This window comes from Emergencia sp., assembly GCF_048465375.1.
Lineage (GTDB): Bacteria > Bacillota > Clostridia > Peptostreptococcales > Anaerovoracaceae > Senimuribacter.
This window is the reverse complement of record NZ_DBFWLQ010000007.1, coordinates 172,200-199,185: the sequence shown is the minus strand read 5'-3', so window position 1 is coordinate 199,185 and position 26,986 is coordinate 172,200. Positions and strand designations below refer to the sequence as shown.

Annotated in this window: 30 protein-coding genes and 1 tRNA gene; 2 read left to right on the top strand and 29 right to left on the bottom strand. The window is 44.8% G+C overall.

Annotated elements, in window-relative coordinates; translation table 11 throughout:
* Positions 1-23 precede the first annotated feature (23 nt).
* The 22 genes from ACMQ5W_RS05810 to ACMQ5W_RS05705 all read right to left on the bottom strand — a co-directional run bounded on the left by ACMQ5W_RS05810 (position 24) and on the right by ACMQ5W_RS05705 (position 19,049).
* Positions 24-1,070: a hypothetical protein gene (locus ACMQ5W_RS05810; protein WP_419024152.1), complete on the bottom strand. Its 1,047-nt coding sequence runs from the start codon at positions 1,068-1,070 to the stop codon at positions 24-26.
* A complete protein-coding gene (gene udk / locus ACMQ5W_RS05805) occupies positions 1,063-1,713 on the bottom strand; it encodes a uridine kinase (RefSeq protein ID WP_419024150.1) in 651 nt (216 codons plus the stop codon). Before udk ends, ACMQ5W_RS05810 begins: the two co-directional genes overlap by 8 nt.
* Before the next feature lie 3 nt (positions 1,714-1,716).
* Complete coding sequence (locus ACMQ5W_RS05800; RefSeq protein WP_419024148.1) at positions 1,717-3,387, bottom strand: MBL fold metallo-hydrolase RNA specificity domain-containing protein; 1,671 nt, start codon at positions 3,385-3,387, stop codon at positions 1,717-1,719.
* Positions 3,384-3,956 (bottom strand): glycerol-3-phosphate responsive antiterminator, encoded by a 573-nt coding sequence (locus ACMQ5W_RS05795; RefSeq protein WP_148492923.1) that lies wholly within the window; start codon positions 3,954-3,956, stop codon positions 3,384-3,386. The genes ACMQ5W_RS05800 and ACMQ5W_RS05795 overlap by 4 nt, the downstream gene beginning before the upstream one ends.
* Positions 3,957-4,898: 942 nt before the next feature.
* Positions 4,899-5,300: a hypothetical protein gene (locus ACMQ5W_RS05790; protein WP_419024146.1), complete on the bottom strand. Its 402-nt coding sequence runs from the start codon at positions 5,298-5,300 to the stop codon at positions 4,899-4,901.
* Positions 5,300-5,512 (bottom strand): hypothetical protein, encoded by a 213-nt coding sequence (locus ACMQ5W_RS05785; protein ID WP_419024144.1) that lies wholly within the window; start codon positions 5,510-5,512, stop codon positions 5,300-5,302. Before ACMQ5W_RS05785 ends, ACMQ5W_RS05790 begins: the two co-directional genes overlap by 1 nt.
* Positions 5,513-5,644: 132 nt before the next feature.
* Positions 5,645-5,731: a DUF3791 domain-containing protein gene (locus ACMQ5W_RS05780; protein WP_419024249.1), complete on the bottom strand. Its 87-nt coding sequence runs from the start codon at positions 5,729-5,731 to the stop codon at positions 5,645-5,647.
* A gap of 98 nt (positions 5,732-5,829) precedes the next feature.
* A complete protein-coding gene (locus tag ACMQ5W_RS05775; RefSeq protein WP_419024142.1) occupies positions 5,830-6,600 on the bottom strand; it encodes a PHP domain-containing protein in 771 nt (256 codons plus the stop codon).
* A 17-nt stretch (positions 6,601-6,617) separates the two neighbouring features.
* Entirely contained in the window at positions 6,618-7,187 is a 570-nt protein-coding gene (locus ACMQ5W_RS05770) for a DJ-1 family glyoxalase III (RefSeq protein WP_419024140.1), read from the bottom strand.
* A 16-nt stretch (positions 7,188-7,203) separates the two neighbouring features.
* Positions 7,204-7,869 carry a hypothetical protein gene (locus ACMQ5W_RS05765; RefSeq protein ID WP_419024138.1) on the bottom strand — a complete coding sequence of 222 codons (666 nt, stop codon included), beginning with the start codon at positions 7,867-7,869 and terminating at the stop codon, positions 7,204-7,206.
* A 69-nt stretch (positions 7,870-7,938) separates the two neighbouring features.
* The gene (locus ACMQ5W_RS05760) at positions 7,939-8,511 is read right to left on the bottom strand and encodes a PduL/EutD family phosphate acyltransferase (protein ID WP_148492927.1); all 573 of its coding nucleotides are present in this window, start codon (positions 8,509-8,511) and stop codon (positions 7,939-7,941) included.
* Positions 8,512-8,551: 40 nt separating this feature from the next.
* The gene (gene hpt, locus ACMQ5W_RS05755) at positions 8,552-9,082 is read right to left on the bottom strand and encodes a hypoxanthine phosphoribosyltransferase (protein WP_419024136.1); all 531 of its coding nucleotides are present in this window, start codon (positions 9,080-9,082) and stop codon (positions 8,552-8,554) included.
* Positions 9,083-9,085: 3 nt separating this feature from the next.
* Positions 9,086-9,430 (bottom strand): YkvA family protein, encoded by a 345-nt coding sequence (locus ACMQ5W_RS05750; protein ID WP_148492929.1) that lies wholly within the window; start codon positions 9,428-9,430, stop codon positions 9,086-9,088.
* Positions 9,431-10,018, bottom strand: a complete 588-nt coding sequence (gene yihA / locus ACMQ5W_RS05745) for a ribosome biogenesis GTP-binding protein YihA/YsxC (RefSeq protein ID WP_148492930.1) — start codon at positions 10,016-10,018, stop codon at positions 9,431-9,433.
* 7 nt (positions 10,019-10,025) lie between these two features.
* Positions 10,026-12,377: an endopeptidase La gene (gene lon, locus ACMQ5W_RS05740; protein ID WP_419024247.1), complete on the bottom strand. Its 2,352-nt coding sequence runs from the start codon at positions 12,375-12,377 to the stop codon at positions 10,026-10,028.
* A gap of 62 nt (positions 12,378-12,439) precedes the next feature.
* Complete coding sequence (gene clpX, locus ACMQ5W_RS05735; RefSeq protein WP_419024133.1) at positions 12,440-13,714, bottom strand: ATP-dependent Clp protease ATP-binding subunit ClpX; 1,275 nt, start codon at positions 13,712-13,714, stop codon at positions 12,440-12,442.
* Between the two features lie 12 nt (positions 13,715-13,726).
* Entirely contained in the window at positions 13,727-14,308 is a 582-nt protein-coding gene (clpP, locus tag ACMQ5W_RS05730) for an ATP-dependent Clp endopeptidase proteolytic subunit ClpP (RefSeq protein ID WP_148492932.1), read from the bottom strand.
* Between the two features lie 26 nt (positions 14,309-14,334).
* The gene (gene tig / locus ACMQ5W_RS05725) at positions 14,335-15,666 is read right to left on the bottom strand and encodes a trigger factor (protein ID WP_419024131.1); all 1,332 of its coding nucleotides are present in this window, start codon (positions 15,664-15,666) and stop codon (positions 14,335-14,337) included.
* Between the two features lie 142 nt (positions 15,667-15,808).
* A complete protein-coding gene (locus ACMQ5W_RS05720; RefSeq protein WP_419024129.1) occupies positions 15,809-16,426 on the bottom strand; it encodes an inorganic triphosphatase in 618 nt (205 codons plus the stop codon).
* 70 nt (positions 16,427-16,496) lie between these two features.
* Complete coding sequence (dapB, locus tag ACMQ5W_RS05715; protein WP_419024127.1) at positions 16,497-17,210, bottom strand: 4-hydroxy-tetrahydrodipicolinate reductase; 714 nt, start codon at positions 17,208-17,210, stop codon at positions 16,497-16,499.
* A 39-nt stretch (positions 17,211-17,249) separates the two neighbouring features.
* Entirely contained in the window at positions 17,250-18,566 is a 1,317-nt protein-coding gene (locus tag ACMQ5W_RS05710; protein WP_419024125.1) for a Na+/H+ antiporter NhaC family protein, read from the bottom strand.
* On the bottom strand, positions 18,567-19,049 hold the full coding sequence (locus tag ACMQ5W_RS05705; protein ID WP_148492937.1) for a hypothetical protein: 483 nt from the start codon (positions 19,047-19,049) through the stop codon (positions 18,567-18,569).
* 207 nt (positions 19,050-19,256) lie between these two features.
* Here ACMQ5W_RS05705 and deoC point away from each other — a divergent pair, with 207 nt between their 5' ends.
* Positions 19,257-19,916, top strand: a complete 660-nt coding sequence (gene deoC / locus ACMQ5W_RS05700; RefSeq protein ID WP_419024123.1) for a deoxyribose-phosphate aldolase — start codon at positions 19,257-19,259, stop codon at positions 19,914-19,916.
* Positions 19,917-19,966: 50 nt separating this feature from the next.
* Here the strand turns inward: deoC and ACMQ5W_RS05695 are convergent, their stop codons facing one another.
* The 6 genes from ACMQ5W_RS05695 to ACMQ5W_RS05670 form a co-directional block, all read right to left on the bottom strand.
* The gene (locus tag ACMQ5W_RS05695; RefSeq protein ID WP_419024121.1) at positions 19,967-21,127 is read right to left on the bottom strand and encodes an FtsX-like permease family protein; all 1,161 of its coding nucleotides are present in this window, start codon (positions 21,125-21,127) and stop codon (positions 19,967-19,969) included.
* Positions 21,111-21,803, bottom strand: a complete 693-nt coding sequence (locus ACMQ5W_RS05690; RefSeq protein WP_419024119.1) for an ABC transporter ATP-binding protein — start codon at positions 21,801-21,803, stop codon at positions 21,111-21,113. Before ACMQ5W_RS05690 ends, ACMQ5W_RS05695 begins: the two co-directional genes overlap by 17 nt.
* On the bottom strand, positions 21,796-22,377 hold the full coding sequence (locus tag ACMQ5W_RS05685; RefSeq protein WP_148492940.1) for a TetR/AcrR family transcriptional regulator: 582 nt from the start codon (positions 22,375-22,377) through the stop codon (positions 21,796-21,798). Before ACMQ5W_RS05685 ends, ACMQ5W_RS05690 begins: the two co-directional genes overlap by 8 nt.
* A 215-nt stretch (positions 22,378-22,592) precedes the next feature.
* On the bottom strand, positions 22,593-23,846 hold the full coding sequence (locus ACMQ5W_RS05680) for a hypothetical protein (RefSeq protein WP_419024117.1): 1,254 nt from the start codon (positions 23,844-23,846) through the stop codon (positions 22,593-22,595).
* A gap of 95 nt (positions 23,847-23,941) precedes the next feature.
* Positions 23,942-24,835 (bottom strand): hypothetical protein, encoded by an 894-nt coding sequence (locus tag ACMQ5W_RS05675; RefSeq protein ID WP_419024115.1) that lies wholly within the window; start codon positions 24,833-24,835, stop codon positions 23,942-23,944.
* Positions 24,836-25,222: 387 nt separating this feature from the next.
* Positions 25,223-25,298 (bottom strand) — tRNA-Pro (locus ACMQ5W_RS05670).
* A gap of 122 nt (positions 25,299-25,420) precedes the next feature.
* Between ACMQ5W_RS05670 and ACMQ5W_RS05665 the strand changes: the two genes are divergently transcribed.
* Positions 25,421-26,146: a MerR family transcriptional regulator gene (locus ACMQ5W_RS05665; RefSeq protein WP_419024113.1), complete on the top strand. Its 726-nt coding sequence runs from the start codon at positions 25,421-25,423 to the stop codon at positions 26,144-26,146.
* Positions 26,147-26,384: 238 nt separating this feature from the next.
* Here the strand turns inward: ACMQ5W_RS05665 and ACMQ5W_RS05660 are convergent, their stop codons facing one another.
* Positions 26,385-26,969 (bottom strand): helix-turn-helix domain-containing protein, encoded by a 585-nt coding sequence (locus ACMQ5W_RS05660; protein ID WP_419024111.1) that lies wholly within the window; start codon positions 26,967-26,969, stop codon positions 26,385-26,387.
* Between the last annotated feature and the right edge of the window lie 17 nt (positions 26,970-26,986).

The following is a 26,986-nucleotide window of genomic DNA, read 5'->3' as shown; positions in this document are numbered from 1 at the left end:
GCAGTGCTTTAGCACGTGGCAATCTACGACTCAGAAATTGGGGCCAGCTCCATTATCTGAATTACATCACCAAAAATACCGTAGGCGGTCTGTTCAATCTCCGGCGCATGTTCGATCACAGAGAGTTTGCCCATGAGGTCTGTCGTTATCGACACAATGGAGGTGGTGCTGTCCACAGAAGCCAGCATATCGCTTTTATCAACCTCGACAGGTTTTACAGAAGCCTCTACCTTTCCGTTTGTCAAACGTCCCTTGCACAGAAGCTTGATTACTTTTCCGTTGGCAGCAGCAGCCTTTATATCTTCCACCGTTATATTTTCAATGCCTGTGCGATCCACATCAGCAGGCGTAATGCCCGCTTTCATCAAAACATTGAGTAAAGCAGTCACCTTCGCCGCTGCGTCATAACCTTCAATATCCATGGCTGGGTTTGCCTCGATAAAGCCCAGCTTTTTACCTGCCTCGATGACCGCATCATATTCCTTGCCAGCCGCCAGTTCCTCTAAGATATAGTTAGTCGTACTGTTGAGGATACCTGAAATCTCTGTAATCTTGCAGAACTTGAGTGTGTGTTCTACCAGATTGAAAATCGGCGTGCCATCCATGACAGTGGTTTCATAGAAGAACAGCAGATGCTTTGCAGCAGCCAATGCCGAAAGCTCGTCAAAGGCCCAGGCAATTGGCCCTTTGTTAGCGCTGACCACATGCTTATCCCTGGCAAAAGCAGCTTTAATGTGATCGATGGCAGGCTGGCCTGTAAAGATTTCTAAGGGCGTCAGTTCGCAGAGGGCATCATAGTCCGCCTGCTCGATGACCTCAAAAGTAGTCAGATCGCATAACCCTTTTGTATCTGGTGCAAATTTTCCCATTTGCGCTACGTCCTCGCAGGCTTTCAGCAGATCAATACCATCTGCATCGACAATCGTTCCCTTTGAGTGGGTGGCGATGGCCGTTACAGTGACACCACGGCCATAAGTCTTTCTAATGTCCGCCTGCTTATCGCAAAGCATCCTGGCAAAAGCCTGTCCTGCATTGCCAAAACCCAGCAGGGCAAGTTTTAAATCATTCATCCATAAACCCTCCAATTTCGTCTTCATCGTGCAGTAATGCATGAATCCTCTGATTGAGCATATCTAAGGCTACCACATTATAACCGCCTTCTGGTACGATAATGTCCGCATTTTTTTTGCTGGGCTCCACGAACTGTTCATGCATCAGTTTAACTGTAGTCAGATACTGATTCACCACGGACTCGAGTGTTCTGCCTCTCTCCTGCACGTCTCTTAAAATTCTCCTGATAATTCTCACATCGGCGTCGGTATCGATGAAAACTTTGATGTCAAAGAGATCCAGAAGTTCTTTGTTTTCAAAAATCAAAATGCCTTCTACCACGATTACCTTGGCAGGGTAGACCGTTACGGTCTCCTTCACCCGATTGTGGATGGTAAAATCATATACAGGCCGCTCGATGCTTTCCCACCGCTTCAGTTTTTTGATATGCTCGATCATCAAATCTGTATCAAAAGCATCCGGGTGGTCATAGTTCAGCTTGCATCGCTCTTCGTAAGTCATATTGTCATGGGCCTTATAATAGAAATCATGGCTCAAAATAGTAATCTGACTGCTGAATTGTTTTTCAATCCGATCGATCATGGTACTTTTACCTGATCCTGTGCCGCCGGCGATGCCTATGATAATTACGTTCTTTTCCATATTTTATTCCTGCCCTAAACTTCGATCTTCTTCTGTTACGGTGGATCCAAGGTTGATTGTCGCCTTTTCCAGTTCTTGTACGATGTTATTGATTCTGATCAATTTGTCTGGAGAGATGTTCCGGCCCATGACAAGATCTGCATTGTAAAGAATATTCTCGATATCGTTGTGAATGTTAGAAATTTTGTTTCTAACATCGTGAATTTCTTCATCAGAAATTGCATCCGCCTCAGCCTGCTCCTTATTGAGTATCGTTGCTGTATTCATATCCAGTTCGTACTCTGAGTTGCCTAGAACGACCACAGGATCGTAGTCCAGTTTATCGTGAATCAATTTGCCGAAATCTATCTTTGACTGTTCTTCACCGTGAACCAGGAATACCTGCTTCGGCTTCTGCCTGAATCCGGCAATCCAGGAAAACAGTCCATTCTGGTCAGCGTGACCGGAAAAGCCCTCCAGGTTATAAATCTCTGCATTGACGTGAACCTCTTCGCCGAACAGGGTGACGTCCTTCGTTCCCTCTACCAAAATCTTTCCCAGAGTCCCTTCAGCCTGATAACCTACAAATATGACACTGGATCTCGGATCCCACAGGTTATGCTTCAGATGATGGCGGATTCTGCCCGCTTCACACATGCCGCTGGCAGAAATGATGACCTTGGGACTCTTATCCAGATTCAGCGCCTGGGATTCTGCCGTGCTTCTGGTAAATCTGAGATTTTTAAAATCTAAAGGATTATCGCCTCTGAGGATATAATCTCTCGTCTCTTCATCAAAGACCTGGGCATTTTTCCTGAATACTTCGGTAGCCGTAGTAGCCATAGGGCTGTCGACATAAACCATCAAGTTATCCAGTTCGTCTTTGTAGTCGCTGTGTTCCTCATAGAATTTATTGAATTCAAAAATCAGTTCCTGGGTTCTTCCTACGGCAAAGGATGGGATGACAACGGTGCCGCCGCGGCGGGTAGTCTTGAGAACGATATCCAAAAGCTGCTTGATGCTGGTGGAATTCTGCGGATGGTTTCTGTTGCCATAGGTGGTTTCCATGATGACGTAGTCAGCTTTCTTGATGATGGTAGGGTCTCTTAAAATCGGTCTGTCTACCATACCCAGATCGCCGGAGAAAACGATTTTTGACTCCTTATCGTCTTCTTTGATCCACAACTCTGTAATTGCAGAGCCGAGGATGTGTCCTGCATCGTTGAATACGATTTTCATATCGTCGTTAATCTGAATCTGCTGATCGTAGAGAATCGGCTCTACGTATTTGAGAGATTCACAGGCGTCTTTGTATGTATAAAGCGGTTCCACCGGCGGTTTCCCCGCTCTGGCCGCTCTTTTGCTCTTCCATTCTGCGTCCTTTTCGTGAATAAAACCGCTGTCCTTGAGCATGACGTCAAGGAGATCTGCTGTCGCATCGGTGCAGTAAATTTTTCCGGTAAAGCCGCGCTTTACGAGAAGGGGCAGCCTGCCGCAGTGGTCGATGTGTGCATGGCTCAGGATGACGCATTCGATCTCAGAAGGCTCAAAGGGAAATGGTTCGTAGTTCAACGCATCTTGTGCTTTCCCTCCCTGAAACTGTCCGCAATCGAGTAACACCTTGTGATTTCCAGTCGTTAACAAATGGCATGATCCGGTGACGCCTGATGACGCACCACAAAATTTAATCTTCATACTCCCTCCACTCTTGCTGTGATATTCCAAAGCTGTGCTTCTCCTGTAGAAACAACTGTTGCGCCAGCTGCCAGTGCAGCCTTCACTTCTTCGATGGTCTCCACAATGCCGCCAGCGATAATCGGCATATCAACTTTCTCCGAAAACTCTTTAATTTTCTTGGTAATGATGCCCGGCATAATCTCAATGATATCCGGCTTTGATATTTTGATTGATTCAATGGATGTTCCGACGGAATGGGAATCAATCATAAAAAATCTCTGTACCGTGATGAGGTCGAATTCCTTTGCGGCCTTGATGATGTTGGTCCTGGTCGTCAAAATACCGTCGGCACCCTGTTTGGACAGGAACTCCAGTCCAAACTTGTCCTTGCCGATTCCCTCAGCAAAATCTACATGAATAAAGGCTTTCTTGCCTGCGCTGTGTATCTCCTTGATGCACTGATTGACAGTCATGATATTGGAATGCAGTAAAAAGACCATGTCTACATCTGACTTTAGTGCGGTACTGAAATCTCTCTCGGTTCTGATTGCCGCGGCAATCGGTTTTTTCATGAAATCTACCACCATTTTTTCTCCTCTTCTCCTTCAGGGTATCTTCAATTACTTACAATTATAATACTTTATGGCAGGGTTTACAAATAGAAAGTGCAGGTATACAAAAAAGTCTTACATAGTAAAGCGGCACAGCCTTTGCCCCACGGTTTTCGTGTTTGGTCGTGCGTTTATGTTATTTTGCAATTCTGACTGCCTTGTTGGAATACTTGGCGTAAACCTTCTTGCCGTCCAGGACCCTCACCTCTCTTACCTTGTAGTATAACGTTCTTCAATTAACCTCTACGGTGTATTTATGTTTTTGCGCACTATTTGCAGCTTTGACATAACAGACAGTGAGGAATCGCATCCATGCAAGACGAATCCATCAGTCCATAGTAGCTCAACGTCATCCACGGTTATTTTTTTGAACAATTACTCTAATAAGAACCCCCTTTTCAAACCGCAAAAAATAACCAGCAGCACAGTTGCTCCCAGTTATTGTAACTTCACACACCTTTACAGGCGTCCCGCCAGACTTGGCAAGACCCGTCATTATGTCAAATTATCAAAAATAACCTCAAAAACATAAAAACACCGTGGCGGCAATTGCTATGCGTTTAAATCATCTTAAAAATAACCCGAACAGCCATCCTTTCCTCCATTTACCTTGTTTTTACATAACAACTGTTCTTTCCTACCTCGTCTTTTGTGCAGGGAATTAAAAGTAGTAACAAAAAGTACAAAAGTGTCATGGAGAATGGAAGTCCCTCTACACCGTACCCTTTCCAAGAGTTAACGCCTAGCGGTACTCGTTGCATTAATGGCATTCACAGTTACCAAATCAATAAAACCATACTTATGCTTTTTATAGATAAAAACACCTGGATTAACTGCGCCTTAAACTGTAGCGCCAATCCCAGCTGCTTTTGTTGCCTCTCCAAAATTAGTTTGTTCTTTGATTTCATCGACTTCCCCCTACTCCTCCCTTCGTTCCCACGTCCCGGTTTCTGTATTTTTTTCCAGCACACACTTTTTTCTTTCTCCCCGATAAAAGTAAATCTTGCTACAATCTTCAGGCAGCTCAACAGAAAACTCGTTCTTTGCTCCCCACAAACTGTTAAAGCCGCCAAAGGTAGTGAAAAAAGTCAGATATGCGTTCTCGCCCTCATAAGATGCTTTGCAGCTTCTGGCAGCGCCTGCAGAACTCATCACGCCTGCCGTGATGGTCATTGACTTGCCATCTTCTGAAACAGAGTATTCCCCTAATCCCATATCTGTCCGTGGCAAAAATCCACTTCCGACAAAATATAGGCCGGCCAAAGCAACGACGATGGTGACTGCTATTATTACCATGATTTTCACTATCTTTTTCATCATCAGTCCCCCTTTTCATATTCCTCAGCCAAATGCTCCACCAAATATAGGTCGCTTACGCAGTGCATATCGGACACGCCCCTGCTCACAAGCTGATATAACTGTGAATAATAGAAAAAATCGAGAGCCTTATCCAGGGTCAGCCCCTCTTTCTCTGCAAAAAGACTGACCACCCTGGCATATTTCATTTGCAATAATATTGGATTCGCATTCATAGCACCTGGCTCCTTTCAAAGTGTAAATACATTTCGATGACCTCCTGTGAGCATCCCTTTCCAAAATCGACATTTAATCTAGAGTGGACAATATCAGGTTTTGGCACTTCCATATATGATCCGTGAGAAGTCTCATATTTCCACGCCTCTTTCTTTTATCGTCTCTAATATATCCTCCAGAATATATTCTTTTCCCTGCGTATGAAGCGCTCCGATCATTTCTATTTTATCACATCCTATGCGATCGAACAATCCTTACAAAAAAGCTCCGCCGCCAAAGCAGCAGAGCAGTCTTCCCTGACATTTTCTATTTTCTCTTACTCCCCGTGAAAGTCCGACCCTTCGGTGATGTGCAGATGATATTTTCCTGCCAGATTCACAAGTCTCAGGGAATCCTCTTCTGTAGCCGAAGGATGGAAGCACTCCAGTCCCTTGAGACCGTGTTTTTTTAAATCGCGGAGAATCCGCTCCAGTGCGTCCCAAAAAGCGTCGCTGCGAAGCTCGGCAAGGTTCTTGGTCTTCATGGGATGCGCCAGAACGGACATACCGCCGGCACCCTTGATCAGCTCCATAGCCTCAAAGATAGAAATCTTATCCTTCTTGACGGTATCCAGCACCTCCCAGAGATTTTCAATCTCATAGCCTTTATGGGCAATCGCCCTGGCAAAGTTGGGTTTACCCACATAAGTCTGTCCGGGCCGCTGCAGCAGATCTTCACGGGTGAGTTCGTAACCCAGCCCATTGAGATGTGCGAGCAGCTTTTCGTTGCGCACGTCCCTATCTTTGCGGATTTCCTTGAGGCGTTCCCGCAAAGGCTGATTTTCAATATCGATGTGATAACCCAGCAGATGCAGTTCCAATTCCCGTCCATCAAAATCATACCCGGTCGAAAACTCGATGCCCGGAATCACTTTGATTTTCAGCGCTTCACCTGCTATCACAGCTTCGTTGATACCGTCAACCCCATCGTGATCCGTCAAAGCGATGATGTCGTATTCCTTTTCTTTGTACATTCTCACCAAATCTGTCGGCTTCATGGTTCCGTCAGAATAATAAGAATGCATATGGTAGTCCACTTTATAACTCATAAAACCTCTTTCTTCCCTTACAGACTGGAAACAGCGCCTTGTACACGGTGATACAATAGCTCTGCCGCAATTTCTTCTGCCTTCTGTGTGCCCTTGATATATTCAATGATGGTCAAGGCAAAGTCCATAGCGGTTCCCGGTCCCTTCGAGGTGATGATATTTTCAGAGACGACAACATCATCGTCCACCGGCTGTGCGCCTGCCAGTTCCTCTTCCATGCCCTGATAGATGGTCGCTTTATGACCTGCCAGAAGGCCTGCTCGGCCCAGGACCATCGGCGCTGCACAGATGGCTGCAATGGGTTTCCCTTTTCCATAGAATTCTCTCAGTTCTTCGTTCAGATCCCTGTGGTTGCACAGGTTTGTCGTTCCCGGCATTCCTCCGGGAAGAATCAGCATCTGACAGGTTTCATAGTTTCCCGCCTTGAACAAGATATCTGCTTCTACGCCGACTCCCTTCGAGCCATATACGAGTCGATCCTCCATGATAGAAACAGTTTTTACTTGAATCTCCGCCCGTCTCAGCAGGTCCACCACTGTAAGAGCCTCCAGTTCTTCAAATCCATTTGCTAAAAAAACATATACCATCCTTCACACGTCCCCTCTAATAAAATATTCTGCTCGGTTTTGTCAGATTGTAGTTTACATAGGTCAGCACTGCCAGAAAAACAACGCCGAGAATCGATGCAAACAGTACATAAGTCTTGTAGAATGGATCACCCAATACCAGTGCCAAAGTCGTAGAGTCTTTGTGAAGCTTTATGCCGATCAGCATATGATAAGCTTGCAGCCTGAACCCCTTTGACATCCAGCAGACCGCCTGCGCGGCCAAAAGCCCCAGGGTCAGTCCCGCTCCCACTCTGTAACGATTTCTGAGTGCATCCCTGAAACCGCTGCGCAGTAAATAAATATAAATCGCTAAAGAAATTGCAAGACAGAGAAGTCCTGCGGCCAACTCAATATTAAGAATGTTTTTCGTCTTTCTCATCACTTGCTGTTCGTCACTTTGAAAGACCGGATCCTTGTAAACGCCGTTTTCCTCATAAACTTGAAAATCCTCAGAACGGAAGGAAGACCAATAGGAGGCGATCTCCGATCCCATCTCGGTTCCAGTGATACTGTACGGCACTTCATCCATAACCTGGCTGTCGTTAAAATGATACGTATAAGTTGCTGACACTCTTAAGATCAGATTGGAAGTTAAAATAACGATCATCAGCGGCAATGTAACTACCAGCACGATTGAACAAAAATAATTAAACTTATGCATTTTGACTCCTACCCACATTGTGACAAGAGGATAGGCCGCGTACAGCCTATCCTCCCGTTGCCCTTTGTTTTATTTTAATATTTCACATACTGTATCAGGACCGCAGCCAGCTGCATTTCCTTCATCAGTATCCAGATGTACTTCTTTCTCGTGTTTTGCACCAGCTCTTACGAGTACGTTATCAAAGACCAAACCCCTCTCGCCTTCGATTTTGATGCTTACCCAATCGCCGTCTTTTACGCCGGCTTCCTTTGCCTGGTCGTCATTCAGGTGAACGTGTCTCAAAGCCGCGATGACGCCGTGAGAAAGTTCTACTTCACCGCATGGACCCACCAGTTTACATCCAGGCGTTCCTTCCAGTTTTCCGGACTCTCTCACTGGTGCTTTGATGCCGATAGTTCTTGCATCTGTCAGCGCAAGTTCAACCTGTGTTTCTGGACGAACTGGTCCGAGGACTCTGATTCCAGCCAAGGTTTTCTTCGGTCCGACGATGTCTACCTTTTCTTCAGCTGCGAACTGTCCCGGCTGAACAAGATCTTTCGTCGGCGTCAGTTCATGACCCTTTCCGAACAAAACTTCCAAATCTGCCTGGCTCAAGTGAACATGCTTGTTTGATAATCCAATTTTTACTTTGTAACTCATTTAAAATATATCTCCTTTGCTTAAAAAATAATAGACGTCTTTAGTTTTCTAAATAACTGATATATGGGAGATTTCTGTACCTCTGGTCAAAATCCAGGCCGTATCCGATGATGAACAAATCATCTACGGTGAATCCTATGTAGTCGGCTTTGACGTCTGCTGTTCTTCTGGACGGTTTGTCCAGAAGGGTGCAGATCTTGACGCTCTTCGGATTCTGGCTCAGAAAGTAGTCTCTCAGATACTTCAGCGTGTTTCCTGTATCAATAATATCTTCTATAATCAGAACATTTTTGTCTGTGATATCCAGTTCGATGTCCTTCTTTATTTCGATGCTGCCTGAACTGGTCGTTCCGCCGCCGTAACTGCTGGCAGAGATGAAATCGATCTGGGTGTCGAGACACAGGTTTTTCATGATGTCGGCCATCCACATGACGGCACCTTTGAGAGTGCCTATGAGAATCAACTCTTCGCCCTCGTAGTCGGCTGATATCTGAGCGCCCATTTCTTTGGCTTTCTGCCAAATCTGATCCTGGGTCAATAAGATTTTACCAATCACATCGTTGTTTGCCATCACTTACTCCTTATCCTTCTTATCATCATTATCGTCTTCTACTTTAAATTCTACACCTTCAACGATATTTTTGCCACGAAATTTTTTCGAAAGGTCCTCTGCTTTTTCGCCCTCCCAATAAGAATCCAATTCATCTTTTAAATGCCAAAGGATATAAATCCATAGAATTAAATCATCGATAAATCCGAATGGGAACAGGATCGGCGGTATCAAATCGACAGGCAGGAACAAATAGACGATACCAAAAACCACCAGGATTTTTTTTCGCAGAGGCACTGTCTTGTCTTTCATGAAGAACGGCAGCGCTTTGATTCGCTTCAATATCACTCTAAAACTGATAAACTGCATTTATTCCTCCAGAATCTTTTCGATTTCCAAAAGCAATTGGTCGTACCCCGTCTTTTTTAAGGCGGAAACAGGAATCACCTTGTCTTCAGCTGAAAGTTCCAAAGTTTTACGGATTAACGAAATGTTCTTGTTCAGTTCACTTTTAGAAACTTTATCAGCTTTTGTTGCGACTACGATACCATCCAAACCGTAATGTCTCAGATACTCATACATCTGCAGATCCTGCGCTGTCGGCTTGTGCCTCACATCCACCAACTGAACGACTTTTCGCAGCCCTTCTCTGTGTTGAAAATAGGTTTCCATCATATCGCCCCAGTTCTCTGTCACGGATTTAGAGACTTTAGCGTAGCCGTATCCTGGCAGATCGACGATTCGAAAGGAATCGTTGATCAGGTAGAAGTTGATGGTTCTTGTCTTGCCCGGACTTCCGCTGACTCTGGCTAACTTTTTTCTGCCAGTCAAGAGATTCAGCAGTGAGGATTTCCCCACATTTGATCTGCCTGCGAAAGCAATTTCCGGCATGGTGTCAGGTGGATATTGACTTGGTTTTACACCGACGGTATCCAGTTCTGATTTTATAATTCTCATTGTTTACCTACTTTACTAATGCCTCTTCCAGTGCTCTGCTGACATCGTCGATCAAAACAAATTCCAGCTGTTTTCGTACTGCATTTGGAATCTCGCTGATATCTCGTTCATTTTCGCTAGGCAGAAGCACTTTCTTGATGCCTGCTCTATGGGCAGCCAGCACTTTTTCTCTAATGCCGCCCACCGGCAGAACTTTTCCTCGTAATGTGATTTCTCCCGTCATCGCCACGTCTCTTCTCACCGGTGTCTTGGTCAGCGTGGAAATAACCGCTGTGCACATAGTCACGCCGGCAGAAGGTCCGTCTTTTGGAACTGCTCCTTCCGGAATGTGAACGTGCAGATCATATTTCTTGTAGAAATCCTCTTCAATGCCCAGCTTGTCAGCGACCGACCGAATATAGCTGATGCCCGCTTTGGCAGACTCCTGCATCACATCTCCCAGCTGTCCCGTCAGAACCAGCTTGCCACTGCCTGCTACAGCTGTGGTTTCTATCTGCAGCGTATCACCGCCGACGATGGTCCATGCCAGACCAGTTGTAACGCCTACTTGATTTTCACCTTCTACGATATCGTAATGATACCTCTTCTTGCCCAGATATTTCTCCAGGTTTCCCGGCGTGATCGTATAGGATTTGGCCTTGTTGGTCACAATTTTTCTGGCAACCTTACGGCAGAGATTTGCAATCTCTCGCTCCAGATTTCTCACACCAGATTCTCTCGTGTAATAGTTGATTAAATCGTGCAGGGCTTTTTCGGAGATTTTGATGTTCTCCTTCTTGAGACCGTGCTCTTTGGTCTTCTTCGGAATCAGATACCTCTGCGCAATTTTTACCTTTTCTTCTTCTGTATAACCCGGCACTTCGACGATTTCCATTCTATCGAGAAGCGGTCTTGGAATGGTATCCACCGAATTGGCTGTCGTAATAAACATCACTTTAGAGAGATCAAAAGGAATCTCCAAGAAGTGATCTGTGAAAGTATTGTTCTGCTCCGGATCCAGGACTTCTAACAGGGCAGATGCCGGATCCCCCTTGAAATCCGCTCCAATCTTGTCCACCTCGTCAAAGAGGAATACTGGATTGTTGGTCCCTGCGTCTTTGATGCAGGAAATGACTCTGCCCGGTATCGCTCCGATATAAGTTCTTCTGTGGCCTCTGATTTCAGCTTCATCACGAACGCCGCCTAAAGACATTCTGACAAATTCTCTGCCAGATGCTCTGGCGATGGATTTGGCGATAGAAGTCTTTCCGACTCCCGGAGGTCCCACCAGACAGAGAATCGGACCCTTGATGGCCTTAGAGAGATGAATCACTGCCAGATATTCCAGCACCCTCTCCTTTACCTTATCTAAGCCGTAGTGATCCTCGTTGAGGATTTTCTCCGCTTTTTTTAAATTGACGTTGACCTTGGAGGACTCTTTCCAAGGCAGGGCTAAGATCGTCTCCACATAGTTTCTGATGACCGTGGCCTCTGCTGAGGATGGCATCATCTTCGAAAATTTATCGATTTCCTTCTTTATCTTGCCTTCTACCTTCTCATCGAGCTGAAGTTCTTCCAGGGCTTTCAGCCAATCTGCAGCTTCAATGCCAGCATCCTCATTGACGCCCAGCTCTTCCTGTATCGCCTTCATCTTTTCTCTGAGAAAATATTCCTTTTGATTGTTGTCGATGCTCTCTTTTACCTTTTGCGATAGTTCTTTCTCTATGACAGCGATTTCATTTTCTTCCGCGATCATACTGGTCAATACCTGAATCCGCTGAGAAAAGTCCAAAGCTTCTAATACTTTCTGTTTTTTGCTGCACGGAATCATCAGCTCACTGACGATCTTGTCTACCACCACTGCCGGCATCTGACTGGAAACAGCTTTATCTACCACTTCATCGGTAACTTGACCGGTCAAAGCAGCATACTCGATAAAACTTTCTGTCAATATGCGCATTGCGGCTTTATCCTCCATGGACAAGCTGTCTGTGTCAATATCTTCTTCTATTCTTCTCACCGTGCAGGACATGTAACTTTCTTCTGTAACGCGTTCAGTGACCTCTGCCCTGCAGATTCCTTCTACTAAAACTCGCACCGCATCGCCTTGGATTTTCAGCATCTGTTTGATTTTGACGATGCAGCCGATGGCATAAATGTCCTCGAAAGTCGGAATCAAGACGCTCTCATCCTTCTGCGTAGATACAAATATCAGTTTATCGGTTGCCATGGCTTTTTCCAGTGCACGAATTGATTTCTCTCTACCTATGTCAAAATGAACAACAGTGTTTGGAAATATGGATACACCCCTGAGCGGAATGCAGGGAAAAAGATCTTTTCTCTCCTCTTGTTCTTCATTTCGTTCTTCGGTCTCTCTCATTATTTCATCACTCATAATTTCACCCTTTCATTTCAAAGAAAGGCGACATAAGCCGCCTTCATTTAAGAGGCATCTGCCTCGCTATTCTTATTTTTTTCATCCCCAAGGACCAAAGTCGGCTCTTTCTCCTCATCAATGGTTCCCTTTGTGACGATGCATTTCTGTACATCTTCTCTGGAAGGAATTTCAAACATGATGTCCGTCATGGCCTTCTCAAAGATGCTCCGCAGTCCCCGCGCGCCAGTTTTCCGCTCAATTGCCTTTTTCGCAATAGCGGTAACCGCTTCTTCTTCAATTTCCAGTTCCACGTGATCCAGCGCAAAGAGTTTCTTATACTGTTTAATTAAGGCGTTCTTTGGCTCTTTCATAATTCTCACCAGAGCATCTTCTGTCAACTCCTCTAAGGTCACGATGACAGGCAGTCTGCCGATGAATTCTGGAATCAGACCGAATTTCAGCAAGTCTTCCGGCTGTATATGTTTTAAAAGATCTTCTTCGTCTTTTTTATTTAAGACAAATTCAGAATTGAACCCGATCACACGCTCACCCATTCTTCTCTGGATGATGGTATCAAGTCCGTCAAAGGCTCCTCCGCAGATAAACAGAACGTTCGTAGTGTCAAATTGGATGAACTCCTGGTGAGGATGTTTCCTTCCTCCCTGTGGAGGCACGTTTGCCACTGTTCCTTCTAAAATCTTCAAGAGCGCCTGCTGTACGCCTTCGCCGCTGACATCTCGCGTAATCGACGGGTTATCAGACTTTCTGGCAATCTTGTCAATTTCATCTACATAAATGATACCCTTCTGTGCTTTTTCTATATCGTAATCTGCTGCCTGTACCAGGCGAAGCAGAATGTTTTCTACGTCTTCACCAACGTAACCGGCTTCTGTCAACGCTGTAGCATCAGCAATGGCAAAAGGTACGTTGAGGATTTTGGCCAAAGTCTGTGCCAATAATGTCTTACCGGAACCAGTTGGTCCTATCATGACGATATTGCTCTTCTGCAGATCGACATCTTTCTCTTTATCACCAATTCCGTTGATTCTCTTGTAATGGTTGTAGACAGCAACTGCCAAAGCTTTCTTGGCCGGATCCTGGCCAATGACATAGTCAGACAGTGTCTCGTAAATCTCTTTTGGTTTTGGAAGTTCGTATTTGACGCTCTCTGTAGTCGTCTCCGCATCTTTGATGGCGTCCGCTACGATATCCATGCACATTTCTACGCATTCATCACAGATATATACGCCGGGGCCTGCAACCAGGCGTCTTACCTGGCTCTGCGGTTTCCCACAAAATGAGCATCTCAATTGTTTGTTGTCATCATATTTATCTGACATAAAAATCCCCCTTTATTTAGATGTGATAACTTTGTCGATCAGACCATATTTGCAGGCATCTTCTGCACTCATGAAGTTATCTCTGTCTGTATCTTTTTCAATCGTGGCCAGATCCTGTCCGGTATTCTCACTTAAAATCCGGTTCAGTGTTTCCTTGGTTTTCAAAATCCATTCAGCGTGAATCTTGATGTCAGATGCCTGGCCCTTTGCTCCGCCCAGAGGCTGGTGAATCATAACCTCTGCATTTGGCAGTGCGAATCTCTTTCCCTTTTTCCCCGAAGACAGCAAGAATGCTCCCATGCTTGCCGCAAGTCCGACGCAGATGGTGGATACGTCACACTTGATATACTGCATCGTATCATAAATAGCCATGCCGGCGGTTACAGAACCGCCGGGGCTATTGATGTAGATACAGATGTCTTTGTCAGGGTCTTCTGCTTCCAAGAATAGCAATTGAGCTACCACGAGGCTGGCGATATGATCGTCGATCTCCTCGCTTAAAAATATAATTCTATCCTTTAATAATCTTGAATAGATATCGTAGGATCTTTCTCCTCTGCTGGTCTGTTCAACCACGTATGGTACTAAAGCCATTCTTCATGTCCCCCTTAAATAATTCTTTACTTTTCTTCTGCTTCTTCTGCCGGAGCTTCTTCAGCCTTCTCTACTTTTGTTACCTTTGCCTGGTCGTAGAGCATATCGATTACTTTTTTCAGCTGGATGTCCTTCTTGAAGAATTTCATGTTGTCAGCACCGATCATTTCCTTAACCTGCGCTGTATCCATTTTGTAAGCAGCTGCCATGTTTGCAAGTTCTTCTTCCAGTTCCTCCTCAGTAACGTCAACCTTTTCGGCTTCAACGATGGACATCAGAACCATTCTGGTGGATACTTTCTTTGTCGCATCTTCTCTCAGTTCTTCGCGGAACTCTTTTGCATCCTTCTGCATAAACTGTAAGTATTGTTCTAAGGATAATCCCTGATATCTCAGCTGATGATCGAGATCCTGAGCCATACGGTCGATTTCGTCTTCTACCATGACTCTTGGAACATCCGTCTTGTTGACCTGATAAACCTTTTCGATGACCGCATCTTTAGCGGCATTTAGAGACTGCTCATCGGCATTCTTCTGTAGTCTTGCCTCTGTTTCCTTCTTTAATTCATCTAAAGTATCATATTCGCTGACATCTTTCGCGAATTCGTCGTCAAGTTCCGGCAATTGTTCTTCTTTCACCTCGTGGATCAGGCAGTGGAACACTGCTTCTTTTCCAGCCAGGTCTTCTGCGTGGTATTCTTCTGGGAATGTGACAGTCACATCTTTCTTTTCACCAGGTGTAACGCCTACAAGCTGTTCTTCGAAGCCTGGGATAAACATGCCGGAACCGATCTTCAATTCCTGTCTCTCCGCCGTGCCGCCTTCGAACTGCTCTTCTCCCACGAATCCGGAGTAGTCCAGGAGAACCGTATCTCCTTCTTGCACTGGTCTATCCGCTAAGATCATTCTCGCGTTTCTCTTCTGCAGCGCTTCTATTTCTTTCTCAACATCTTCCGGCTTCACTTTCTCTTCTACCTGCTCCACTTCTACACCAAAGTAGTCCTTCACTTCGATGACTGGGTATACTGGCACAGTGATAGTGATTGTCATAGGCTTGTTGTGTCCGATTTCACTGAATTCAGCTGCCGGGCTGTCGATAACTTCTAAGTCTAATTCATTTATTGCCACAGGATAGCCGTCTCTAAACATATTGTTGATCGCATCTTCAAAAAAAATGCCCTCACCGTAGTGCTTCTCGATGATGCTTCTAGGGGCCTTCCCCTTTCTAAAACCGTCTATTACAAACTGATCCTTTGATGCCTGATATGCCTTTACTACTGCAGCGTCAAACTCTTCAGCTGTAAAATCCATAGTAAATTTCACATCATTCTTTTCTTTTGAAACAAATGTTGTCTTCATTGATATATATCCTCCTAAAATTATAGCAAATAAGTAGGCGCTTGGCCAATTCCGAACATAGAATGCATATTATTATACCTTTTTTGTCACACAAAGTAAAGGAAATCTTAGCAAAAATGACTGCTTTTAAGCAGTCATTTTATCACATCAGGTCGAGACCTCTTTTAAACTTGCTCGTATTCTCGGCGATCAGGCCATATTTCTCTGCCATATCATCGCCCAGAGCTTTCATGTCATCTTCCTCTCCAGAGTAGAGTTCTATTTCCAATTCAGAAATAGGTGCAACCTTTCCGTTGCATACAATCTGTCCCTGGTCCACAGAGAGCTCGCTGATAGATTTTCCCGTATCGAGCCGCATCTGCCTGCGTTTAAAATAAATATCCATCAATGGAATCAGCTTGCGTTTGCCGACGACCTGGCTGAGTACCTGACACATCTCACTCTGATCGAAAATATGGATATCCGGTGTCTTCAGCTTTTCTTCGTCATCGACAGGAACATTGATTTCCTCTCTCTTGTGCATGCCTTCTTCACTGGAACCATTCCACTTCAGGGTGGCAACCAGCTTGTTTCCTTCTTTTCTGACTCTGAAAGCCATCCCTTCGCGGTACAGCTTTCTATCCTCTGTGTCAAAGTAAACAGCATGCATCTCTATTTCTTCATCGGAATTTTTATCCTTAATCTTTGACAAATAGGGATCTTGAAATATCTGCTCGATGACTTCATCCTTATCTATTAGATATTTAAGTTCAATTTCCATATGGTCCTCTTCTTTTCTTTTTTCTGTTGTTTATTTGCAACATATGTTCTACCACAAAATTGCGAATTAGTCAATAGAAGACGTCTTCAATGGGGTAGAAACCCGGTTTTTTCTCCTTCAGCCAAAGGGCTGCTTCAAGGGCACCTTTTGCGAATATTTTCTTGGAAAAAGCCGTATGTTTGATTTCAATCACTTCATCCTTCAGGGCAAAGATGACAGTATGTTCACCAAATATGGTACCGCCGCGAACGCTGTGGATACCGATTTCATTTTTTCTCTTTTCCTCGCCTTTGCGGCCGCACTTTCTTTCTCTCTCGTGATAAGGGTCGCAGACATCTGCCAGCATCAACGCTGTACCACTTGGAGAATCAGCCTTTTGGTTATGGTGTTTCTCTATGATTTCAATATCCGAACACTCTTTTAAGAGGGGGGCTGCAAAGCCGATAATCCTCTTCAATGAGTTGATGCCGTATGAGAAATTATAGCTTCTGATGACCGGCGCTTTTTCTGCCAGCTTTCTGATTTTTTCTTCATCTTCTTCCGTAAATCCCGTAGTAGCAAAGACGACGCCCACGTGTCCCTGCTTGGCTGCAATATAACTGCAAATTCCATCCAGTGCATCTGGATGGCTGAAATCTATGACAATATCAGGTTGGTCTATGTCCCAGAGAGTCTCTCCCAAAGCGGGTTCGATGTTGCAGACCTTTTCAATACCTGGATTCTGCAGCGCCATATCTCTTACAATCCGGCCCATAGTCCCACTGCCTACGATGGCAATATTCATGTATTCACTTCCTTTAAACAAAATATATTCTATATCAGTTTATTCAGAAGGAAAAGGATTTGCCACTTTTTTCTGTATCCCATAACAGATCGGTACGAGAAATAGGAAAAAACTCAGGGGAACCGCTTCAAATCCCACCTGCATAAAGCCAAGAGGCACGGAACAGGCGATAGCCCACGGCACGATGCCGGCCAGAAGAATGACCGAATTCTCCATATCCATTGCCAGTTCTTCTTTTGTCGCCCCCATCTCTTCATAAGGTTTCTTCAAGATGTCGTTGCACATCATGGAGGCAATGGTCTGATTGCAGAAGATGCATAAAGTCGACATGGTAACGACAATCATACCTCCGAAACGGCCGATTTTCCTCATTATCGGCTTTATCTTATCCTGCAGAACCGCCAACATATCGGTTCCGGAAAAGATGCCGGAATAGGTACTGGACAGAGCTACGATGAATACCACCTCGATCATGGAGACCAGACCGCCGCCGTTGATGATGGCACCCAGGCTTCCCGTCGATTGATATCCTAGAAACATAGATTTTATCAACGGTAGAATCTCCATGTGCTGTACGAAAATGCTGATCAAAATTCCGCTTCCAATACTGGCCAGCATGGCATTGATGACCTCCACCTTCAGAAGCGGCAGCACCAACATGCAGATTGCCGGCACGATGCACCAGAGAGACACGCTGAATTCCCCTTGTAATGCACTTAAAAAACTTTGATCGACGGTATGTATCGGATTGTAAAAAGAGAGCACTGCGTAGATGACAAAGGTGAGCGCCAGTGGGACGATGCCCGTCTTCATCATCATCTTCACGTTGTCCAGAAGATTGGTGTGGGTGATGGCAGCCACCAAAATTGCACTGGAGGATACCGGGGAACCTCTGTCACCGAAGTAAATACCGCTCATGACCACAGCAGCCGTAATCACTTCGTTGACACCGCCAGTGCGGGCCAGCGCGATAAAGATGACGCCTACGGTGCCGGCTACGCCGAAAGAAGTCCCCAAAGCGTAAGCCAAGAGGCAGCTCAGTACAAAGGTAATGATGAGGAACAGACTCGGCGTAATCACTTTGATGCCGTAATAGACGAAAAAGGTGATTGTGCCAGACGACCGCCATACCGCTGTGATAAAACCGATGATGAACATGACTTCCACTACGACGATGGCATCCTTCAACCCATCTCTGCCCATCTTCATCAGGTCTTTAAACGTGAATCCCTTGCGAATGCCCACGACGATAAAGGCAATCAGACCAACAAAAAGAGCAATAACCGTCGTGTATCCAGTGGCGATACACAATATCATTGCCCCGATAAAAATTGCGAAACTGAAAATTAAATCCATTTAATCCTTGTCTCCCTTGCGTTTACTCATTAGCTCTTCCAACAACTGGTCATTGAGCATCCTCTGTGTTTCCTTCAATGCTCCTTTGCCGGGCATATCCGTCAACTGCATAATCCAAAGATATTTTTTAAATGTGCATTCATCGAGTCTGTTCGTAATCGCTCTGTGCACGGCCGATACTTTATCCCTTCCATTTATGAGATAAACTCTGGCGATAATTCCGCTCTTCAGCCTTTTGATCTCAATATAGCTCTCTACATTTCCTGTCTCTGAAATCGCCTCTTTGATTTCTTTAGCGATTGTTTGGCCGATGAGCCTGGTCTGTTCGCTTCGCATCATCAACCAAAAGGAAACGGCTGCAATGATGGCCAGAATCACAGAAATGATGCTGCCGAAACTTTCCTGTGTGCAGAAGAACATGATGTAGCCCAGAGGAAAACACAACCACTTCGATACACTAATTATTTTAACTGTTTTTTCCATCCTATACCTCTTATTTCCTATTCACTGGATTTTCTTAATTATTATATGCTCAATTGCGCATAATGTCAAAACAAAAAGACAAAGTTTAGCTTATCCAGGATTTTAAAAAAGAACCAAAGTTTTTTATCGTATGATTTGCAGTCGATTTATGTTATACTAATTATATCATCGTATTGAAAAGAAAGAAGTAATTGGGAGGATTTTATAATGACATTGAACAAATATTTTGATCACACTTTGTTAAAGCCAGATGCAACAGATGCGCAGATTAAAGCGCTATGCCAAGAGGCAAAAGAATACGACTTCTATTCTGTCTGCATTAACTCCTGTCACGTCAACCTGGCGGCAAAAGAGCTTTCGGGCTGCAATGTGGAAATTACCGCGGTTGTCGGGTTTCCTCTGGGAGCATGCACTTCAAAGACCAAGGCTTTTGAAGCTGAAGAAGCTTGCAAAGCTGGCGCCTCTGAAGTCGATATGGTGATGAACGTTGGAAAGTTAAAATCAGGGGACTATGACTATGTACTGGCAGACATCGAGAAGGTCGTGGATGCTGCATCAGAGTACGGCTCAATCGTTAAAGTCATTTTGGAGACAGGCCTTCTGACGCCAGAAGAAATCGTCAAAGGTTGCCAGCTTGCTGCCCAAGGCGGCGCTCATTTTGTCAAGACTTCGACAGGTTTTAGCAGCGGAGGCGCGACAACAGAAGTTGTGCGTCTGATGAAAGAGACCATTGGAGATGTATTGAAAATCAAAGCTGCAGGCGGAATCCGGGACTATGAGGCCGCAAAAGAAATGATTGAGGCTGGAGCGGATAGACTGGGATCCAGCGCATCCGTCAAAATCATGAAACAAGCAGAGAATAAATAATAAGTAACAGCCCTTTCGCATAAATCGACAGGGCTGTTATTTTTATTAGTTTATTCCGCCATGATTTCTTTGAGAGGTACCTTCACGATTTTAATGGAATAGCAGTACATGATAAATTCATAAATGATGATGAAAGAGACGATGGAAATCCACATCGCTCGATCATCAAAGTGATATTCCGGTACGTTTTCGACATCACTGTAGACAACAGCTAGCATGGTTTTCAGTAACACGTATTGATACACCGTTCCAAGCACAACGCCAATATATGCGATGGGGCGATATCCGCCCAGAATGGCTCTGCTGCACTGATTGAGAGGATACCCCATAGAACGCATCATGGCAATGGTCTTTGTGTTGGCATTGACTACCGTGGTGATAGCCAGAAAGAGAGTCGTACCGGCAAGAATAAGTCCGATCACGATCAAGATTGCCGTGAACATCACACTGGCAATCTCTTTCATGCTGAAAGACATCTGCATCATTGAAGAATAACAGAACGAAGCAAAGCCAACAAAGAAGGCCAGCGATATGCGGCTTCTAACGATAGAGTGTTTTAGTTCCCAAAGAAAAGACCCTTCTTTTTCTTTGGAACGGCGTACTTTTATTTTTAGTTCAATGGTTCCCTGCAGCAATGACAGTACCGGCCTTTTCATCCGATGTCTCGCATAGAATACGGAAAGAAGAGAAAAGACCATCGTTGGTAAAATGACAAGGCAGACAAGCAGTACGGGATGGAACTGCACGGTAAAATGGGGCAGTATTTGATCTTCGTTCATCACTTTATAAAAGGTGGGCATCAGAAGGAAAGAGGCGCTGAATCCAACAGATGTTCCCAGGAAGATACTGCTGCCAAATACCCAGAACCCTTTGGCAATCTTCATATCCGAGTATCCCAATGCCTTTAAAAGACCCAGTTCTTTTCCATGGGCATCGATATAATGTTTAATGTAGAAAAACAGCATGACAATAGAGGTGACCAGCAGACAGCCTCCACTGACGGCGCTGATCAATTTTCCTGTCGATACCTGTGCGTGATAAAACATGGTCATGGCCCCATCTGTGAGAGCAGGTTTTACACTGACAATATCCAAATTGAAGTTCAGAAAAAGTGTACACACGAAGACTGCACAACTGGAAATGATGAATATGCCAATCAGCTTTGCAGCATCTTTCATACCAATGATCATCTCATCACCACCCGATCTCATACGCAGTCTTCTGCTTTTCATTTTTATAAGTGTCTGTAATTTTGCCGCTATTCATTCTGATCACTGTTTTCGCCATCTCTGCAATGTTCAAATTATGCGTTACCATCACAATTGTAAAGTGGTATTCTCTCTGCAGCATGCAAATGTAATTCAGCACCATGCGTCCAGTTTCTTCGTCTAAAGCACCTGTCGGTTCGTCAAGAAACAGTACCTTTGGTTTCTTAGCCAATGCTCTGGCTACAGAAACTCTTTGCTGCTCTCCCCCACTCAGCTCGCCTGGCAGTTTACGCATCTTATCGCCAAGGCCGACATCTTTTATAATCTGCCGATAGTGCTGATTATCAGCTAACTCGGCACCCATTCTTACATTTTTATCGATATTCATATTTGGAAGCAGGTAATACTGTTGAAAGATAAAGCCGACATTTTCTTTACGGAACTGTGTCAACTCACGGTCAGACAGCTGGGTGATATCCCTCTGATCATAGCACACACTCCCACTGTCAGGACGTTCAAGACCAGAGATAATATTGAGAAGCGTGGATTTGCCTGAACCAGAGGCACCGACAATGACTACAAAATCCTCCTCTTTGATGTCCAGTGAAATGCCTTTTAAAACTTGAAACTTGGACTCGCCGCTCCCGTACCATTTTGTAATATCATGTATTTCAATCATGTTCTTTCTCCTGTTTTTCCCGCTGTAGAAGACCGACAAAGACTTCTGTCAGCATATCATTCATTTCACTCTCATCAAACGCACATACCTTTGTTGCGCAGAGAGAAGCGATTCCGTGCGTGTAAATCCACAGATGGCGATATAACCGCTCTGCAGTTCTCTCATCTACACCGTACTCCTCCATAATAGAAAGATAAATATTTTGATAATTCTGGTCGATCAAAGACAATACCTCAGACAAGTTGGGAATTTCTTTCTGTTCTGACATGAAGAGAAGCTGGAAGAGTTTTGGCTCGTTTACAGCAAAGTGGATATATTGCATGCCTACGTGTTTAAAAGCTGGCTTTTGTTCCAAACCCTGCCTGACATACTCATTATAAAGTCTCTTGGCGGCATCGATCACTTCCCGCTGAACCTCCTCCATATTCCGAAACACGGTAAAGATCGGTCTGGCCGAACTATTCAGCGCAGCGCCGATTGCCCTGGCGCTGACAGCGTTAATTCCACTCGCTCTAGTTATTTTCAGCGCGGCAGAAACGATTTCCTCCTTTGTAAATTTTGCTTTCGGTGGCATTTCTTTCCTCCTTCGTTTATAATAAAACCTTCGTTTTAAAACATATGTTTTATTATAACTGTTACAGAAAGAATGTCAAGGCCCCTGGCTTTTTTATTTGTGTATCAGAGCAATCTCATCCACTCGTTTTCTACATAAAAACAGCAGCGGCTCAACCGCTGCTGTTCCTGCTTATCCCTTTAAAGCGGAACGAAACTTCCGCATTTTGTTAAAAATTACGATTCCTCATCGCCGTCAAGAATACCGTTCTCTCGATAGTATTTATTGATATACTTGAGGTAATCTAGAAAGTTGGCAATCGTTTTATCGGTATAAGGATTGATCCTGCCTTCCGCCTCGGCTTCTGACATGAACCCATAAAAAGCCAGAATCTGCGTCATCTGCTCTTCATAGGATGCACTGGTATCCGTATAAAACTCTCCATAATTGTCATACAGATATTGGGTAACCTCCTCTACGTCATTCATTTCCAGATAATTCTTGGCAAAGCGGTCTGCCGCTTTCTTCACGTCATTTTCGCTGTAACCATAAGAGGTGTAGGAATTTACATAGTCCTGTTCATAGAGCAGATTATTGACTTCTACCGCAGTATTATAAACACGCTCATCTCTGTCTGTGTTGTATGTATAACTATAACTGGTGGTATCCTCATAATCATCATAGTTGTAATCATCGCTCCCGTCGTCACACATGCTGACAAACATGATTACCACTCCGATTAAAAGTGCAATAATCATCCCTGCCACTGACCCGCCTTTTACGGTAGCGCTGTCACTGCTGTTGTATACTGGTTTATCCGCCCCGGTAGGCGTCTCTATGACCCTGCCACTTCCACTGCCATCCAGTCTCGGTGAATTGACTGGATGCGGCGTCGGTTCAACGATTCTGCCGCTCTGATCACTGTCCAGCCTACGCACATTGGCTGAGGTTCCTGCGGGCGTCTCATGCCTTTCCTCCGGGTCCCTGTCTCGCTGTTCAGAAGATTTGCGAATGTCTTCCACAAGACCGCCTACATTTTCTGAGACAGTGGTTTTAAGGTTATCCATCTTATCTCTTAATTTTGATATATCCGGCCCTTTGAAACGACGATCTTCGCCCGCTCTGGCAGCTCGATCCCTATCTCGTTCAAATTTATCGTGGTCGTAATTCTCCGGTCTATAGACCTTCGGTTTGTAGACCTCCGGCTCATAGTCGTCTGGTTCGTAGTCCGCAGGCTGATCATCTTCACGGACGAAGTCTTCCCGTCGACCAAAGGTTCCTTCGTAGTCGTCATATGCGGGAGCGTTGCCGGCCATACTGTAGGCAGCGTCATAGGCAGCTTTCAACTCTGAAGTCTTTTTTCTCACATAGTCAGGATCGTCGTCATAATCTGACGACTTATATTTGCGGAGCCTCAGTTCATAGGCCTGCTTCACTTGTTCTTTGGTTGCATCTTCTCTGAGTCCTAATATTGCAAAATTCCTATTCATACTGTACCTCTTTTTTATCAACAGATACAACTTATTAGCTATATTATACAATGATATCAAAAAAGTATCAATATACCATATGAAATAATTAGGGGTTATCCACTGCTTTTCGCTGATACCATGGAACTGAATTTTCCATCATTTTTTAAGCCGTTTACCTCTTTGTACGGTTTGACTTTATAATAATATTTTTTCCCAGTGCTCTTCACGGTATCAGTATACGTGGTCTTTTTAACCGAAGCGATGCAGACATAAGTTCCCGATTTGCTAGGCGCTCGATATACTTTATACCCTGTGGCTGTCGATAGTTTCTTCCAGCTGACGATTATTCTTTTGTTGGCGGTTCCTTTTGCTTTAACCCCCAGCACCTTTCCAGTATAATTGCGATAACCGTTCTCCTCTGATTTAAAGTGAATGGCATAAAGAGAAATCGAATTCTTACTTGCACCGCATTTACTGCATTTGATTTTGCAGGCCACTTTATTGTTGACTGCTGCATTGTGGGCATAGCAAGTCATCCATCCGGGATACTTGCCCTCAGCGGTACCATTTGCTCCATTGCAAAGGGAAAGATGGAATTCCCGTTTTGGGCATTTTTCATTATTACATCGATAGAGAATGATATCACCCGGCGCAATCTTCCCTTTGTTATCATCCTCTTTAATACCATGATAATCGTCATAGTAAATCGAAGTTTTCAATTTATATACAACAGCATAACCATTTTTGACGAGATAATCTTTATACTGTTTTGCCGTGTAATTATAGGTTCGATTACTGTCTCTGGGAATTCCTGCAGACTCTACGCATCTTCTGACAAACGCAACACAGTCGCCTTTTCCGTCGTTCCAGTGATTTTCAGCATAGGTGAGTGCTTTGGCAGAATTATAATGTATCGCGCTGGCTCCATATACCGATACTCTTGCGGTTGGCAAAAAAAGCATCGAAAGTGTGATAGTCAAAAGCAGACTGAATACTTTTTTCTTCATATTACGCTCCTTCTTTCTGATAATTTCATCATACAATAGTCCGTCCCCTATGACAATGCTTTTTAGGCACTGGGCACGACAAATATAGGAGAATTGCCTGCGTTGAGCGACAGATATAATTTTTTCCATAGGACGATAAATACGTCCTTCAGATGATATTTCTTATGTAAAAAAACTGAGAGGCGCTATGCACCTCTCAGTTTTGGTCGGAGTAGTGAGACTTATGCGTATGCTTCGCATCCGCCGTGCTTCATCTCCCCTTTCGGTCGATTCGCACCGCTCCCTATTCGATGGTTCACTGAACCATCTCACTTCACGCTCGCGCTCTTTCGAGTTCGAGTCTCTATTTCATAAAAAAACAGAGAGGCGCTATGCACCTCTCTGTTTTGGTCGGAGTAGTGAGACTCGAACTCACGGCCTCTGCGTCCCGAACGCAGCGCGCTACCAACTGCGCCATACCCCGCCAACGAATAATATTGTACCACAAATTTCAAAAAAAGGAAGTACCTAAAAAAGAAAATTTTTCTTGACTCTGACGTAACGTCAGCCTTTATGATATACTTATCAAGAGGAGGTTTGATATCAATGATGACAGTTAATGAAGTAAGCAAGTTAAGCGGAATCAGTGTGCGCACACTGCATTACTACGATCAGATCGGACTGCTGCGTCCCGACCAGGTCAGTGAAGCTGGTTACAGACTATATGGTCAGCATGCTTTGGAGCGGCTGCAGCAGATTTTGCTCTTCCGCCAGTTGGAATTTCCACTGAAAGAAATCAAGTCCATCGTAGATAGTCCCGATTTTAATAAGCAAGAAGCCCTCGATCAGCAGATTGAGATGCTGAGACTGCAGCAGGAGCATCTTTCAGGGCTCATCGACCTCGCCCTTGAAATCAAAAAGAATGGAGTAAATAAAATGGATTTTAAACCTTTTGATACGTCAAAGATAGACGAATACGCAAAAGAAGCAAAGGAACGCTGGGGCGACTCCGCCGCATATCAGGAGAGCGCCAGGAAAACGAAGAATTATACGAAGGAGGATTGGAACATGGCAAATGAGCAGATGACATCTGTCTTTGCTGAACTCGGTCAGCTGAAAGATCTGCCGCCGGAAAGCCAGGAGGTACAGCTGGCAGTCAAAAAACTGCAGGATTTCATCAGCCAGTTCTACTACCCTTGTAACAAGGACATTTTAGCCGGATTAGGTCAGATGTACACTGCTGATCAGCGTTTCAAAGACAATATCGACAAAATGGGCGGAAGTGGCACCGCTGAGTTTGCCGCAAAGGCCATCGCCTGCTACTGCAGGTAATACAAATCAAACCTAATAGCGAAGTGGTTTATGCTGCTTCGCTATTTTGTTACGCAGAATCCGCTCGCCCCCTGCTTTTCGTTAAGCAAAACCGGGCAGCAGCAAAGCGTATGCGTAACACCCCCTTTGCATTTGGGGGTACCGTTACGCAAGATTAGCCCGTTTTCCGCTTTTCGTTAAGCAAAACCGGGCGGCAGCAAAGCGCATGCGTAACACCCCGCCGCGCCAGGCCTCAGCCCTACAATTTCCAGCTGAACAAGCCATCTTTACTGCAGCCAAACAGCAGTTTCCCCCTGCCTCGCTTTGGAAAGCGGACTTCGCCGCCCTGCTCAGGGTACAATCTGACCAAAGTCACCCGGTCGTAATCGAGATATGCAAAGAAATTCAAAAAATGGTCTTTGCTCATCTCGTGTTCAAAGGTAATATAGTAGTCGTCTTCAATTACCTCAACGTGAAGCTGATGTTCCGCATCCGCCGTCTTGCTCACAAGCGGTTCCAGCTTTCTGCCGCAGCAGGAAATCTCCGCATCGCCAGTGGCTGTCAAGATATTCCCGCACATGGGACAGACATAAAATTTCACTCTCTTCATATTCCCTCCATCTGCACTGTTGGGAGAAAGATCTCCTGCCAGTATTTTCTCTATGTTTACGCCAAATACTTCTGAGAGGCTCCCCAGCAGAGACACGTCCGGACAGCCCTGCCCTCTCTCCCACTTTGAAATGGCTTTATTGCTGATAAAGAGCTTGTCGGCAAGTTCCTGCTGTGTCATAGCTGCCTCTTTTCGCAGCTGATAGATTACACTGCCTACTTTTTCATAATTCATAAATTCACCTCCCATCT

Coding starts and splice junctions, on each gene's coding strand:
- ACMQ5W_RS05665 (WP_419024113.1), top strand. CDS start 25,421: ATGATGACAGTTAATGAAGTAAGCAAGTTAAGCGGAATCAGTGTGCGC.
- ACMQ5W_RS05785 (WP_419024144.1), bottom strand. CDS start 5,512: ATGAATGCGAATCCAATATTATTGCAAATGAAATATGCCAGGGTGGTC.
- ACMQ5W_RS05660 (WP_419024111.1), bottom strand. CDS start 26,969: ATGAATTATGAAAAAGTAGGCAGTGTAATCTATCAGCTGCGAAAAGAG.
- ACMQ5W_RS05800 (WP_419024148.1), bottom strand. CDS start 3,387: ATGAAGATTAAATTTTGTGGTGCGTCATCAGGCGTCACCGGATCATGC.
- udk (WP_419024150.1), bottom strand. CDS start 1,713: ATGGAAAAGAACGTAATTATCATAGGCATCGCCGGCGGCACAGGATCA.
- ACMQ5W_RS05765 (WP_419024138.1), bottom strand. CDS start 7,869: ATGCATAAGTTTAATTATTTTTGTTCAATCGTGCTGGTAGTTACATTG.
- ACMQ5W_RS05770 (WP_419024140.1), bottom strand. CDS start 7,187: ATGGTATATGTTTTTTTAGCAAATGGATTTGAAGAACTGGAGGCTCTT.
- ACMQ5W_RS05680 (WP_419024117.1), bottom strand. CDS start 23,846: ATGAATAGGAATTTTGCAATATTAGGACTCAGAGAAGATGCAACCAAA.
- ACMQ5W_RS05675 (WP_419024115.1), bottom strand. CDS start 24,835: ATGAAGAAAAAAGTATTCAGTCTGCTTTTGACTATCACACTTTCGATG.
- ACMQ5W_RS05780 (WP_419024249.1), bottom strand. CDS start 5,731: ATGATCGGAGCGCTTCATACGCAGGGAAAAGAATATATTCTGGAGGAT.
- ACMQ5W_RS05810 (WP_419024152.1), bottom strand. CDS start 1,070: ATGAATGATTTAAAACTTGCCCTGCTGGGTTTTGGCAATGCAGGACAG.
- clpX (WP_419024133.1), bottom strand. CDS start 13,714: ATGTCAGATAAATATGATGACAACAAACAATTGAGATGCTCATTTTGT.
- deoC (WP_419024123.1), top strand. CDS start 19,257: ATGACATTGAACAAATATTTTGATCACACTTTGTTAAAGCCAGATGCA.
- ACMQ5W_RS05750 (WP_148492929.1), bottom strand. CDS start 9,430: ATGCAGTTTATCAGTTTTAGAGTGATATTGAAGCGAATCAAAGCGCTG.
- tig (WP_419024131.1), bottom strand. CDS start 15,666: ATGAAGACAACATTTGTTTCAAAAGAAAAGAATGATGTGAAATTTACT.
- ACMQ5W_RS05705 (WP_148492937.1), bottom strand. CDS start 19,049: ATGGAAAAAACAGTTAAAATAATTAGTGTATCGAAGTGGTTGTGTTTT.
- ACMQ5W_RS05775 (WP_419024142.1), bottom strand. CDS start 6,600: ATGAGTTATAAAGTGGACTACCATATGCATTCTTATTATTCTGACGGA.
- ACMQ5W_RS05790 (WP_419024146.1), bottom strand. CDS start 5,300: ATGATGAAAAAGATAGTGAAAATCATGGTAATAATAGCAGTCACCATC.
- ACMQ5W_RS05710 (WP_419024125.1), bottom strand. CDS start 18,566: ATGGATTTAATTTTCAGTTTCGCAATTTTTATCGGGGCAATGATATTG.
- ACMQ5W_RS05795 (WP_148492923.1), bottom strand. CDS start 3,956: ATGGTGGTAGATTTCATGAAAAAACCGATTGCCGCGGCAATCAGAACC.
- ACMQ5W_RS05690 (WP_419024119.1), bottom strand. CDS start 21,803: ATGATTGAAATACATGATATTACAAAATGGTACGGGAGCGGCGAGTCC.
- lon (WP_419024247.1), bottom strand. CDS start 12,377: ATGAGAGAGACCGAAGAACGAAATGAAGAACAAGAGGAGAGAAAAGAT.
- clpP (WP_148492932.1), bottom strand. CDS start 14,308: ATGGCTTTAGTACCATACGTGGTTGAACAGACCAGCAGAGGAGAAAGA.
- ACMQ5W_RS05685 (WP_148492940.1), bottom strand. CDS start 22,377: ATGCCACCGAAAGCAAAATTTACAAAGGAGGAAATCGTTTCTGCCGCG.
- dapB (WP_419024127.1), bottom strand. CDS start 17,210: ATGAATATTGCCATCGTAGGCAGTGGGACTATGGGCCGGATTGTAAGA.
- yihA (WP_148492930.1), bottom strand. CDS start 10,018: ATGAGAATTATAAAATCAGAACTGGATACCGTCGGTGTAAAACCAAGT.
- ACMQ5W_RS05695 (WP_419024121.1), bottom strand. CDS start 21,127: ATGAGATCGGGTGGTGATGAGATGATCATTGGTATGAAAGATGCTGCA.
- ACMQ5W_RS05760 (WP_148492927.1), bottom strand. CDS start 8,511: ATGAGTTACAAAGTAAAAATTGGATTATCAAACAAGCATGTTCACTTG.
- hpt (WP_419024136.1), bottom strand. CDS start 9,082: ATGGCAAACAACGATGTGATTGGTAAAATCTTATTGACCCAGGATCAG.
- ACMQ5W_RS05720 (WP_419024129.1), bottom strand. CDS start 16,426: ATGGAAATTGAACTTAAATATCTAATAGATAAGGATGAAGTCATCGAG.